This is a genomic window from Acinetobacter sp. FDAARGOS_558 (assembly GCF_003937785.1).
GTDB lineage: Bacteria > Pseudomonadota > Gammaproteobacteria > Pseudomonadales > Moraxellaceae > Acinetobacter > Acinetobacter baumannii.
Genome location: NZ_RKJH01000001.1, coordinates 3,980,385 through 3,993,383, shown reverse-complemented (window position 1 = coordinate 3,993,383; position 12,999 = coordinate 3,980,385). Strand labels below are relative to the sequence as shown.

At 39.5% G+C, this 12,999-nt stretch carries 12 protein-coding genes and 1 pseudogene; 3 read left to right on the top strand and 10 right to left on the bottom strand.

Annotated features, from left to right (window positions below; genetic code table 11):
* Window positions 1-2: 2 nt before the first annotated feature.
* The 5 genes from EGT34_RS19240 to EGT34_RS19220 form a co-directional block, all read right to left on the bottom strand.
* Window positions 3-869, bottom strand: a complete 867-nt coding sequence (locus EGT34_RS19240; RefSeq protein ID WP_024437489.1) for a cysteine ABC transporter substrate-binding protein — start codon at window positions 867-869, stop codon at window positions 3-5.
* An 82-nt stretch (window positions 870-951) separates the two neighbouring features.
* Entirely contained in the window at window positions 952-1,812 is an 861-nt protein-coding gene (locus tag EGT34_RS19235; RefSeq protein WP_000476789.1) for a transporter substrate-binding domain-containing protein, read from the bottom strand.
* A gap of 30 nt (window positions 1,813-1,842) precedes the next feature.
* Window positions 1,843-2,574: an amino acid ABC transporter ATP-binding protein gene (locus EGT34_RS19230; RefSeq protein WP_001130362.1), complete on the bottom strand. Its 732-nt coding sequence runs from the start codon at window positions 2,572-2,574 to the stop codon at window positions 1,843-1,845.
* Between the two features lie 2 nt (window positions 2,575-2,576).
* Window positions 2,577-3,242, bottom strand: a complete 666-nt coding sequence (locus tag EGT34_RS19225) for an amino acid ABC transporter permease (protein WP_000418066.1) — start codon at window positions 3,240-3,242, stop codon at window positions 2,577-2,579.
* Entirely contained in the window at window positions 3,232-3,891 is a 660-nt protein-coding gene (locus tag EGT34_RS19220; RefSeq protein ID WP_001104474.1) for an amino acid ABC transporter permease, read from the bottom strand. Before EGT34_RS19220 ends, EGT34_RS19225 begins: the two co-directional genes overlap by 11 nt.
* 64 nt (window positions 3,892-3,955) lie before the next feature.
* Here EGT34_RS19220 and EGT34_RS19215 point away from each other — a divergent pair.
* Window positions 3,956-4,066 (top strand): annotated as a pseudogene (locus EGT34_RS19215) (hypothetical protein); the annotation flags it as partial.
* A gap of 109 nt (window positions 4,067-4,175) precedes the next feature.
* Here EGT34_RS19215 and EGT34_RS19210 read toward each other — a convergent pair.
* The 3 genes from EGT34_RS19210 to EGT34_RS19200 all read right to left on the bottom strand — a co-directional run bounded on the left by EGT34_RS19210 (window position 4,176) and on the right by EGT34_RS19200 (window position 9,024).
* Window positions 4,176-4,460 (bottom strand): GNAT family N-acetyltransferase, encoded by a 285-nt coding sequence (locus EGT34_RS19210; RefSeq protein ID WP_001025680.1) that lies wholly within the window; start codon window positions 4,458-4,460, stop codon window positions 4,176-4,178.
* Between the two features lie 143 nt (window positions 4,461-4,603).
* On the bottom strand, window positions 4,604-5,563 hold the full coding sequence (locus tag EGT34_RS19205; protein WP_000107125.1) for a response regulator transcription factor: 960 nt from the start codon (window positions 5,561-5,563) through the stop codon (window positions 4,604-4,606).
* Window positions 5,560-9,024: an ATP-binding protein gene (locus tag EGT34_RS19200; protein WP_031972076.1), complete on the bottom strand. Its 3,465-nt coding sequence runs from the start codon at window positions 9,022-9,024 to the stop codon at window positions 5,560-5,562. Before EGT34_RS19200 ends, EGT34_RS19205 begins: the two co-directional genes overlap by 4 nt.
* 195 nt (window positions 9,025-9,219) lie before the next feature.
* On the opposite strand from EGT34_RS19200, the gene EGT34_RS19195 reads away from it, so the two are divergent.
* On the top strand, window positions 9,220-10,836 hold the full coding sequence (locus EGT34_RS19195) for a purine-cytosine permease family protein (protein WP_000116420.1): 1,617 nt from the start codon (window positions 9,220-9,222) through the stop codon (window positions 10,834-10,836).
* 56 nt (window positions 10,837-10,892) lie between these two features.
* On the opposite strand, the gene EGT34_RS19190 is transcribed toward EGT34_RS19195, so the two are convergent.
* A complete protein-coding gene (locus EGT34_RS19190; RefSeq protein WP_000376211.1) occupies window positions 10,893-11,348 on the bottom strand; it encodes an Lrp/AsnC family transcriptional regulator in 456 nt (151 codons plus the stop codon).
* A gap of 156 nt (window positions 11,349-11,504) precedes the next feature.
* On the opposite strand from EGT34_RS19190, the gene EGT34_RS19185 reads away from it, so the two are divergent.
* Entirely contained in the window at window positions 11,505-12,116 is a 612-nt protein-coding gene (locus EGT34_RS19185) for a LysE family translocator (protein WP_000885231.1), read from the top strand.
* A 71-nt stretch (window positions 12,117-12,187) separates the two neighbouring features.
* On the opposite strand, the gene EGT34_RS19180 is transcribed toward EGT34_RS19185, so the two are convergent.
* Complete coding sequence (locus EGT34_RS19180) at window positions 12,188-12,799, bottom strand: LexA family protein (RefSeq protein ID WP_001124835.1); 612 nt, start codon at window positions 12,797-12,799, stop codon at window positions 12,188-12,190.
* Window positions 12,800-12,999 lie beyond the last annotated feature (200 nt).

The window sequence follows — 12,999 nt, the reverse complement described above, 5'->3', positions numbered from 1 at the left end:
GATTACTCAACCAATAAATCTTTTGGATTAATCGTATCGCCATAGACTGGTTTTAAGGTTTTTTCATAAGCCTGATGAATCACGCCTTCTTTTGCCAGTTTCTCTAAATCTTGGTTCAACCAGTCTAATAACTCTTTATCACCCTTTTTAACTGCTGGTGCAATTAAGTCCTGCTCACCTAAATTGGTAATGCCAACGGTGTAATTTGGATTTTCTTTAGCCCACGCTAAAACCAGCAAGTTATCATGGGCAAGCGCAGCACCACGTCCATCTTTTAAAGCATCAAAAGTTTCAGTGTTTTGTTCATACTTTTGTAGTTTAATTTCAGGATGCGTCTTGGTGAAGAACGAATCAGCCGTTGTACCTTTGTTTACCAATAAAGTTTTATCTTTAAGTTGAGCCACATCGGTAATTGGATGGCTTTTAGGAGAAACCACACCTAGTGCCACTTTTAGGTAAGGCTTAGCAAAATCGACAACTTCCTTACGTTCTGGCGTAACAGTAAAGTTGGCAAAAATAATATCTACTTTATTGGCTTTTAAATATTCGACACGGTTAGCCGCTTCAGTTAAAACAAACTCAACTTTGTTTTCATCACCCAGCAAATCTTTAGCAACATGCTTGGCAATCTCTACATCAAAGCCTTGGTTTTTACCTTGAGCATCTAAATATCCAAACGGCGGTTTATCACTAAATACGCCAATTCGTACCACACCATTCTTTTTGATCTGTTCAATACTTGACGTAGTTTGTGTGGTATCAGCCGTTTTTTCAGTAGACTGAGTTCCTTTGTCACATGCAACTAAACCTAAACTCAGTAAAGACGCAGCTAAAATATGCTTTATGTTTTGAAATGTTAATGTTGTCATTATTTCACCCTATCGTTCTTGTAAAAGTCTTATTTAGAATCACAGCGCCTACTTTTAGGCACTGCTCTAGCGATATCGAAAATTATTGGCCTACGTCTAAAAACACATTCGGATTAACCGAGTCACCGTAAATTGGTTTCAAGGTTTCATCATAAATTTTCTTAATTTCACCGCTTGTTCTGAGCTGCTTGATTTCAGTATTGAGCCAATTCAATAGTTGGGTATTGCCCTTTTTAACTGCCGGTGCAATAAACTCTTGATCACCAATAGACTGAATACCTGCAACATAACTTGGGTTTTTCGCGGCCCACGCCAAAGCATAAGTACTATCTTGTGAAATTGCGTCACCACGACCGTCGGTTAAAGCTTTGAAGGCATCCGAGTTTCTTTCAAACTTGAGTAAATTCACTTTCGGATAGTGCTTGGTAAAGTAGGTATCTGAACTTGTGCCTTTATTTACAATTAAAGTTTTACCTTCTAATTGGGCAATATCTGTAATCGGCTTAGCTTTAGGCGAGACAATCCCAAAAGCCCCTTTTAAATAAGGCTCGGCAAAATCGACAACTTCCTTACGTTCAGGGGTTACTGTAAATGTCGCGAACACCATATCGGCACGATTTGATTTTAAAAACTCCACCCGATTTGAAGCTTCAGTCACAATAAACTCAACTTTCTTTTCATCACCAAGCAAATCTTTAGTCACCCGTTTTGCTAGAGCCACATCAAAGCCCTGATTATTCCCCGCACTATCTACATAACCAAACGGCGGATCATCAGCAAAAACAGCAACGCGTAGAACTCCATTTTTTTTGACTTGTTCTAAAGAATGGTCTTCTTGAGCATTACTTGCCTGTTCAGTTGATGGTGTTTTACTACATGCAGTTAATAAAACCCCAGCAACGGCAAGACTGCTTAATATTTTTATTGAATTACGTTTAAACATTCACTTCCTCATGATTCAAATAATAAAAATTTAGTACGACAAAATATTTAAGAAAGCTTTCGCTCGTTCTGTTTTCGGCTGTTCAAAAAATTCTTCTGGTGAAGCCTGCTCAATAATCTTGCCCTTATCCATAAAAATAATGCGGTCGGCAACCTTACGCGCAAAGGACATCTCATGTGTCACAATCAACATGGTCATTCCTTCATTCGCCAATTTCAGTACTACATCGAGTACTTCCCTAACCATTTCTGGATCAAGCGCAGCAGTAATTTCATCAAGTAAAATCACTTGAGGTTGCATGACCAATGAACGAACAATGGCAATACGCTGTTTTTGTCCACCTGAAAGTTGTCGTGGATAATCGAGTTTTCGCTCATATAGCCCGACTCGCTTTAACAACTCATCTGCTACTTGTTCTGCTTCATCGCGGTGACGTTTTTGTACTTTAAGTGGCCCGAGCAAAATATTGTCAATGACGTTCATATGCCCAAATAGCTCATAGTTCTGAAAAACCATGCCAATTTTTTGACGAGCATTAGTCCAGTCCACGTCTTTACCAAGCACACCTGAGCCAGTTAAACGAATTTCGCCACCCTGAATCGGTTCTAAGCCGTTAATACAGCGCAATAAGGTACTTTTACCGCAGCCCGATGGGCCTAAAATAACAACCACCTCTCCTTGTTCTACATCTAGATCAATGCCCTGTAAAATATGACTTTGTGCAAATGATTTCTGTAATTGTTGTATCGATAGCAAAGGCATAATTACTCCCAGACCTTTTCTAAATGTGCCGCCAAACGAGATAAGGGATAGCAAATCAGAAAATACAAAATAAAAATAAAGCCATAAATCCAAAGAGAAGCGCTCGGCACGGTCAACAGCGAGTTTTCAATAATTTGCTGGCCAACTTTAATGACCTCAACCACACCAATTAGGACTGCCAAAGAGCTGGTTTTCACCATTCGAGTGAATAAATTAATCGCGCCTGGTGTTACTCGTTTTAAACTTTGCGGAAAAATGACGTAGATCAAAGCTTGAACATGAGTTAGTCCGAGCGCATAGGCTGAATCACGTTGATGCTGATCAATCGAAGTAATGGCTGCACGGACCAAATCGCCCATTTCTGCCGTACCCCATAAAACAAATACAACAACGCACACCCACATTGCGGAAAACTGCCAGTTAAACCATGTCGCAAAGCCGAAATAAAACACAAATAGCAAAACTAAAATTGGAATGATTCGAATAGCTTCTAAATACAGACGGCACAGCGCTTTAACGACTATGTTTTTAGAAGTCATAATGACGCCGAAAACTGTGCCAAAAATTGCAGAGAAAAACACTGAAATAAATGCAATTTTTGCAGTTGCCCAAAGTCCCCACATTAAACGTTCGAGGTGACTCGCTTGAAATAGATAATCAAGTTCCATGGCTCACCTTCCGACTTCTGTGCTCCAGATAACTGGTTAAAATAGACACGGGCAATAAAATAATCAGATAAGCCATGATGAGTAAAAACAAAGCTTCCGTAGTTTTATAGTCCATGCCAATTAAGTCTTTAGTGACAAAAAGCAGCTCAACGACAGCAATGGCGCTCACCACAGAACTTTCTTTAATTAGAAATAGGCAATTTGCCCCTATTGCCGGAATTGAAATGGCAAGCGCTTGAGGGAAAATGACATATCTAAAAATTTGAGTCGGTTGTAGACCAATACTTTTTGCTGAGTCAATCTGCCCTTTGGCCACCGACTGCAAACCTGCTCGGAATGCTTCGGCCATATAGCTTCCACCTAAAAAGGTCAATCCGATCACACCGCAAGTGAAACCATCGATTTTGATACCGAGTTTTGGCAAACCGTAATACAAAAAGAACAGTTGAATTAATAAGGGGGTATTTCGAGATAACTCAATATAGAACTGGGCAATTCTATTTAGCACCCGCACGCGATATGTGATTAAAATGCTGCAAATCAGCCCTACAATAATCGCCAAAATAATGCTGATAATTGAGATTTTCAGCGTGGTCAAAGTTGCAGAGAAAAATTGCGGCAACACACTATGGATATACTGCCAGTTCAAGGAAAATTCCAACAAATAATATTAAAACGTTATAAATATTTAGCTTTCGTCAGCCATTAAATATTTGTGCAAAGAGTTTATTTTTTTCCCAATTGGTCTAAAACTATTTTTATTAGATAAGCTTTTCTATAAGTTTGATAAATTCGATTTGGCAATCGAAAACCATCAAATCAGTTGGATACAACTGCTTAAAACATATTCACTAAAACAAAGATAAATAACAAAGCCAATAAAAAATCGGACACCAACGCCCGATTTTTATTAAATGATTTTTAATCTATTGCTTACTTTCTAAGTACATCACCAATACTTGGGTCTTTATCAAAAACCGATTTTGCATATGGGCAAAGCGGAATTACTTTTACGTCTTTTTCACGAACAAAAGCCACCAAAGCATCAAGTAATTGGCGACCTACACCTTGTCCACGATAATTTTCGTTTACATCTGTGGCATCAATAATTAGCATGCTTTCACCTGCCCATGTATAAGTCATTTCACCTGCAACGGTTTCACCATCAAGTAAGCTAAAGCTGCCGTGTTTTGTATCATCTTTTTGTTGAATATTCACAATGAATTCCTCATATTACAAATCGTATTTATTTAAAAATAACTTTGTATAATCTTTATCTATAAGAACAAATTTAACTGTAAAAAAATAGCCTATTTTTAGCAGTGAGTCTGTATGCTTTTTAAATACAATCTTCACTTAAATTAGTGAAACTCTTGCACCAAGCTATTAATATGCGCCACCGCAGCAGTTCGGTTTTCAACGCAAAGTTTTTCAAAAACATGCTCTAAATGTTTATTCACTGTCCGTGGACTCAGCTCCAAAATTTCTGCAATATCTTTATTGGTTTTCCCTAACAACAACCAGTGCATGACTTCTGCCTCACGTTGAGTCAACTGCGGGCAATATTTCAAAATATCAGCCATTTCCAAAGCCGGCGTAGAAGTTTTTATCTGGATAAGATAATTTTTTGCCACACTTGGCTCACTTTCCCACGGCGTAAGCAATAAAAGCTGTAATTGCTGAGATGGTGTTGAATAAGAACAGCTGGTTAATTTTTTAGGGTCTTTTTCATGCTCTAAGTCTGAAAACCAAGCTTTTAAGCCTGCCTCAAAACCTTCTAATTCAGGTAAATATTGATTCAGTAAATCACTGGCTTTTTGAGTTTTCCAAACAATTTTACCGTGAACATCTAGTGCGAGAATGGCTGTTTCCGTTGCATCAATCACCTGCTTTTGTTGCTGCAATAGTTTGGCATGTGCCAAATGTGTTTTTACTCTTGCTAATACTTCTTCAATATTTAGTGGCTTGGTTACATAGTCCACCCCACCGACCTGAAAACCACGCACAATATGCTCTGTCTCAGACAAACCTGTCATAAAAATAACGGGAATAAACTGCGTAATCGGACTTGCTTTAAGCTGTATACAACTTTCAAAACCATCCATATGTGGCATATTGCCATCGAGCAAAATCATATCTGGTAAGCATCGGTGTGCTATTTCAATAGCACTTAATCCATCGGTTGTGACAAGTACGCGATAACCTGCCTGATCCAGACTTTCATGTAGTAAGCCTAAATTTTCCGGCACATCATCCACAATCAGAATAACAGCCTGCTCGTTTGGTGAAGCTTGCTGAAAAGAAACATGTTGCGTACTCATGACTTATCCTGAATTAATCGTTGCGCGTGTTTTAAATCAAACTTTTGAATAGCCTGTTCAAGCTGTTCCCATAACTCGTTATGCTCCGGAAAATTTTGACGGCATTGCGTTAAAGTCTGTTGAATTCCACGGATATAACCTTGTCCAATCAAATCATTTAACTGTTGCAAGCTTTGCGGTAAATCAAGCAGATCATTATTTTCTGGTTGTTGAATTGGTGTATGAACAGCAACTTGCTCTTGCTTATATATATTTAAATCGAGTACTTGAACTTCATTATTTTCAAGGAGTGTCTCTGATTTGGAATCAATCCACACCAAGCCCAACTTATCTCCAATTTTACTCAGCAACAAATTCAGGTCGATTGGTTTTAACATAAAGTCTTCACTTAAGACGGCGTCTTGTGGATTGACTTCACGCTCGCCTGCATTGGCTGAAATAATTAAGATCGGCACATTGGTAATATTATTCTGACGCAATAATCGTGCTGTTTCCCACCCGCCCATCAAAGGCATATTTAAATCCATCAAAATCAGATTAGGTTGGAAAATAGGTACACGTCTTAAACAGTCAATGCCCGACTCGGCTTCTTCAATCATAAATCCCAAAGGTTTGAGAAAATTAGCAACTAAACCTCGATCCACAGCTTCATTATCGACAACTAAAATTCGTTTTCGCTCGCCTTGATAACCCGTAATCTGGTTGGAGTAAACATTAGAAATCGGATGAACCACTTCTTTTGAAGGTAAGTAAAACTTAATCTTAAATTGTGAACCCTGATTGAGCTGACTAGTCACAGATAACTGCCCACCAAGTAAATCGACTAATAATTTTACAATTGGTAGTCCGAGTCCTGTTCCAGTAAATCCGCCTTGAACCACATTACTGCCCCGTTCAAACGGGTTAAAGATTCGCTCTAAATCTGCCTCGGCAATACCACAGCCCGTATCTCTAATTTCAAAATAAGCCGTTTGAAAACGGTACTCGACTTTTAAAGTAATTGTGCCACTCGTTGTAAACTTTAATGCATTGCCCAGCAAATTGATGAGCACTTGCTCTAAGCGTTTTTTGTCGGTACGAACATAGTGCGGTAGGTTCTCTCCAATTTCATAAACAAACTGTAAATTCTTCTGTTCAAACTGAGGCTGAAACATTTGAATAATCTGTTCAATAAAATTGGGGAAATGCACATCCACTACATTTAAAGAAATTTTGCCTGTTTCAATGCGTGCTAAATCTAGTAAACCGTCAATGAGTGAAGTCAAATGCTGCCCACTACGGCTAATCACTCCGAGTGCCATTTTGCCTTGTTCAGAGAGTTGTTCTTGTTTTTGAAGTAATTGGCTATAGCCCAAAATACTATTTAAGGGTGTCCGTAGTTCGTGGCTAATGCCAATGACATAACGGCTTTTTGCATCATTGGCCCGTTCTGCTGCTATTCTGGCATCTTGTAAGTCTTTTGAAGTGACTTCATGGGCAGCAATTTCATCAATCAATAATGCTGTTTGCTGATGCGTTTCGATTTCAGCATTACGACGGCTTTCATCGTTTAACACTAACCACCATGCAGCAACGCTCATTAATAAAAATAAAATGGTATAAATTTTGACAAACAGCGTAAATAGTTGAGGAACAGCTGCGGCATTAATGGTTTCTAAGTAGGTTTTTTCTTGGATATAAACCAGACTCAAACTCACTGCCAAAACAATAGACAATCCTAGAGTCAGCAATAGATACAAACTGACCCTGCTATTTAAACGGCTGGCCCAACGCTCTGGTAAATAGTGCCAGATGGCTTTTTTGAGCTGAACTGACCAACGTGCATCGGGTTTACATAAATCGTGACAGCGGGCTTCAAGTGAACAGCATAGAGAACAAATCGTACCGTTATAGGCTGGGCAGCCCGCCATATCAGCAAGCTCATAATCCCGTTCACATACCACACAGTTAGCAACCGACGTCGCCTGAATTTTTTCAGGCTGGCGTGCAATGTAATATTTGCCTTTGGTTAGGTAAGCAATAATAGGAACGCATAACACCGCACTCCCCAAAGCAATGAAACTCGCCAAACCTTTCGCCATGAGTCCGAAAAAGCCCAAGTAACTCAGCATCGATAACACTGAAGCAATCAGTAAAGCGCCCACGCCTACGGGGTTGATGTCATATAAGTAAGCACGACGAAATTCAATTCCTTTCGGGCTTAAACCTAAAGGTTTACAGATAATTAAATCGGCAACAACGGCGCCAATCCATGCCAAAGCGATATTGCTATATAGTCCCAAAATACGTTCAACCGCATGGCTAATGCCCATTTCCATCAAAACAATGGCAATAAACACGTTAAAAAGTAGCCAGACAATTCGCCCTGGATGGCTATGAGTTAAGCGCGCAAAAAAGTTGGACCAAGCTAAAGAGCCAGCGTAGGCATTGGTCATATTAATTTTAATTTGCGCCAAGCAAACCAGTGCTAGAGTCAATATTAAAGCAAGCTGAGGATTTGGAATAAACTTTTGATAGGCAACCCAATATAGATAAGTCGGATTGTCTAGTTCAGAGACAGGAGTAAACAGCTGAAAAGCCAACACCATCAGCAGCATGCCCATCAAAACTTTTAAAAATCCAAAAATAATCCAAGATGGACCACCTAAAAAAACGGCAAAACGCCATGCAGTTCTATTCTTTTCTTTTTGCGGTAAGAAACGTAAATAGTCGGCTTGCTCACCAATTTGGATCACAAATGAAAAAATAAGAGTGCACGCCGCACCAAAGTAATACAGATTAAAATCGGTCGAGTTTGAAACTGCCCCAACAAAATGCAGACTACTACTTAAAATTTGTGGTTGTTTCCAAAGTACAAAAAACCACGGTAATAACAGTAATAAGAGCCAGATTGGTTGTGTGATCGCCTGAACTTTATTAATAAAACCAATGCCTTTGACCACTAAAGGCAAAATCACTAAGGCAGAAATTAAGTAACCAATAACTTGCGGAATGCCTAAGGCAAGCTCAAGTGCCATCGCCATAATTGCGGCTTCAAACGCAAGCAAAATAAAGGTAAAGCTGGCATAAATCAGAGATGTAATGGTCGAGCCAATGTAGCCAAAACCTGCACCACGAGTAAGCAAATCGACGTCTACATTATATTTTGCAGCATAGTAACTAATCGGCCAACTGGTTAAAAATATGATGGTACATACGACAATTGCTGCCCATAACGCATTGCTAAAGCCATATTGCCAAAGCATGGTTGCCCCAATGGCTTCCATCGCCAAAAAACTGACTGTCGAAATTGCGGTATTGGTTACAGTCCAAGGTGACCACTTACGTACCGAGGTGGGTGCGTAGCGGAGCGCATAATCTTCGATACTTTCATCTGCCACCCAAATATTATATTCACGGCGTGTTTTGATCACACGTTGTGGCGCTTGTTGGGGGCGTGAAGAATCTGGCATAACACTCATGTTTGGCATGTGGCTGCATTAAACCCAGCAATCCTTATGCCAAAAGTCATTTATCATGGCGATTTTTTCTAATACGCACATATACGCAAAATAACGTATTTTCAATTTTTCCCAAAAATCACACACTCAAAACCATCAAAAAACAATGATCAATATTTATGTTGATTGACCGAAAATGATTGGGAGATTGATGTTATGAGTGTATCTGAACATCCAAATCTGGACACTGTGCAAGGTGCAGATTCACAAAAAGCAGTGAATGAAACCTTAGAAGATTATACTTTACGTTATGCTCCACACAGCTTTCGGCGCTGGAGTCCCAAAGTTGTTGCTATTACTGCACTTGGTGGTATTGCCTATCTTGCTGACTTTTCTATTGGTGCCAGTATTGGTATGTCTTATGGAACAACCAATGCTATTTTCTCCATTTTATTTGCAGCGATTATTATCTTCTTAACCGGCATTCCTTTAGCCTACTACGCAGCTCGCTATAACATCGACCTTGACTTGATTACCCGCGGTGCAGGTTTTGGTTATATCGGTTCGGTCCTAACCAGTATCATTTTCGCCAGTTTCACCTTTATTTTCTTTGCCCTTGAAGGTTCAATCATGGCGCAAGGGTTATTGCTCGGTTTAGGCATTCCGCTTTGGGCAGGTTACCTCATCTCAACCGTTATGGTCATTCCACTCGTCATTTACGGCATGAAAGCTTTAAGTAAATTACAAGTCTGGACTACCCCACTTTGGCTCGTTCTAATGATTGGTCCTGTGGCGTATCTGATTTACCAAGAACCTACCTTAGTTAGCCAGTTTGCAACTTTTACAGGTCATGAAGGTTTTGCACCTGTAGATATGGCAGCGATCATGCTTGGTGCGGGTATATGCTTATCCCTAATTATGCAAATCGGTGAACAAATTGACTACCTACGCTTCATGCCTGCAAAAACAAAAGAAAATAGCAAAGCATGGTGGGCAGCGGTTATTTCAGCAGGTCCGGGCTGGGTGATTTTAGGGGCGATTAAACAAATTATTGGGGCATTTTTAGGTTTCTATTTACTCACTAAAATACCGGGCGTAAACAGCACTGAACCTGTTCAACAGTTTAATGCGGCGTTTCATGACATGCTTCCGGGCTGGGCGGCTTTAACACTTGCGGTTATTTTGGTGGTCATTTCTCAAATTAAAATTAATGTGACCAATGCTTACTCTGGTTCCCTCGCATGGACAAGTGCCTACACTCGTATTAGCAAACATTATCCGGGGCGTATTGTTTTTGTGATCGTAAACTTGGCAATTGCGCTTGCTTTGATGGAAGGCAACATGTTTGCGGTACTGGGTAAAATCTTAGGATTCTATTCAAACTTTGCAATTGCATGGGTTGTGGTTGTCGCAACAGACATTTCAATCAACAAATATGTTTTAAAACTTTCACCAAAAGAACCGGAATACCGCCGTGACATGCTCTACAACGTAAACCCTGTCGGTATGGTTGCTTTCCTTGTATCAGCAGGTTTATCGATTGCAGCATTCTTCGGATTATTGGGTAGTTTCCTAGCGCCTTACTCTCCAATTATTGCACTTGTACTTGCCTTTGTATTAACACCAATCATGGGCCTATTAACCAAAGGAAAATACTACATCAAGTCACACGATGACGGCGTTAAAGAACCACGTTACGATGCTGAAGGTACACCAGTAGCAACTGTTTATCACTGCCGCGTATGTGAGCAAGGCTATGAGCGCCCAGATATTATGTTCTCTCACAAACATAACGGTACAATTTGTTCTTTGTGTAAAACACTTGATGCTTAGCCCCCTTTACCAATTAAAAAAGAAGCTTTAAAGCTTCTTTTTTTATATCTGATGATTTAGCCAATTGGAAATAAACGCTCAGGCACCACATCTTTCATCACAATGGTTGAGATGAGCCGTTGCACACTTGGAATAGCAGATAATTTTTCATCATATAAACGCTGAAAAGCCGGTAAATCTTTAGCGACAACATGGAGTAAATAGTCAGGTTCACCAAACAAACGCTGCGCCTGAATAATTTGCGGGATGTCTATTACGGCATTTTCAAACTTCTCAACCGCCTGTTTATCGCCTTCTTTAAGCGTAATAAAAACAATCGCTGAAAACTCAAAACCGACTAAGTTTGGGTCGAGTTCTGCCCGATAGCCTTTGATAGCTCCCGACTCTTCTAAAGCCTTCACTCGTCTGTGACAAGGTGAAATGCTCAAACCAACTTTTTCTGCCAATTCAGTGATAGATAATCGGCCATTTAATTGCAATTCAGCAAGAATCTTTTTATCTGTGCGATCCATTTAGAAAAATTTACCCCAAATGTATGTGATATGAGCAAACATTTAAAAGCACATTCTAAATACATGAGCATATTATTTTCAACAAGCTCGAATAAATAGGGATTTTTTCTAAACCACGGGCGAAACCTTTGGAAAATAGTTTGCCGAGATAAGTATATGGCTTTTAATATTTTTATTGCATTTTGGAGTGTCTCCATTCTTTTTATTATTACGCCAGGAGCAGACTGGGCCTACGCCATTTCGGCAGGTATTAAGGGTAAAGTCGTCGTCCCCGCTGTTGCAGGTATGCTATTTGGGCACTTTATTACGATTTTATTGGTAGCGGCTGGTGTTGGTCTGCTTGTAGCAAATAACCCAACTGCTCTGATGATCCTTACTGTTGCGGGTTCTGCTTATTTATTATGGATGGGAATAAATTTATTACTCACCCCTCCTACTCCGAACGAGTCTGGTTCTGAAAAGGCTCAGTCATGGTTGAGATGGGCTACCAAAGGCGTTTATGTGAGTGGATTAAACCCGAAAGTTTTTTTACTCTTTTTAGCTCTGCTTCCTCAGTTTATTGATACTACTGCTTCATGGTCAGTGACAACTCAAATTCTTGCCTTTGGTGTTGTTCACATGATTAGCTGCGCGATAATTTACTTAATGGTGGGTTATGGTTCAGAAGCCATTTTGAAAACCAGACCACAGGCAGCCCAATTAGTTGGCCGTTTTTCGGGTGGCGTGATGGTCGTTATTGCGACGTGCTTATTGATTGGGCAAATTTAAAAAGTCATTCAACGAAAAGTTACTGACCATCATTTCTGGCCAGTAACTTAAATAATAAAATATAAGAAAATTTATCTCATACGTTTAAGGTTATAGGTCACGACTCCCCAAATCACCAGTTCTTGCCCCTCTTCAATATAAATATTTTGATAATCAGGATTTTCTGCTTTTAGCCACACTTTAGGGGGTTGAAATTGGGTATCAATCATTAAGCGCTTAACAGTGAAATCATTATCGATAAGTGCAATCACAATATCGCCCGATTTAGCAGGAATACTACGGTCCACAATAAGCGGATCATCAATATCAATTCCGGCATCTAACATAGACAACGAATTGGCTTTGACAATAAAGGTGGCATTTTCATTTCTAATTAAATATTCATTTAAATCGAGTGCTTGCTCAATATCATCTTGCGCTGGTGATGGGAATCCCGCAGCAACACGTTCTGTCGCCAAAGGAATGTGGTAAATTTTATCGTTGTTTGGATGAACCTGCTGTATCTTTAGTTTTGAAGTGAAATCTGTCTGGTGATCGGTTTTGACATTATTCAGTAACCAATTTTTGATAAAGTTGACTTGAGATTCAGGAACACGAATCACTTTAGTGGGTTCATTGAACTGTGCTTTACGGCCGGCGTTTTCCCGTGCACCGCCATGCTCGAATTCTTTCTTCTTTGGCATATCGCCTCCATTTCACCGTTCAAATCCTACACAAACAATGTAACTTGAAAAAGTTACATTTTCAAGTTGACGAAATATTTTTTTTGCATAACAATAAATTTCATGATCAGATTTTAATCCATTTTGCTTTTAACAGGGATGTTAAAACGGAAATGGTAATTTGAAGAGAATCAAAACCTATTGTGAAATAGTTCTTATTA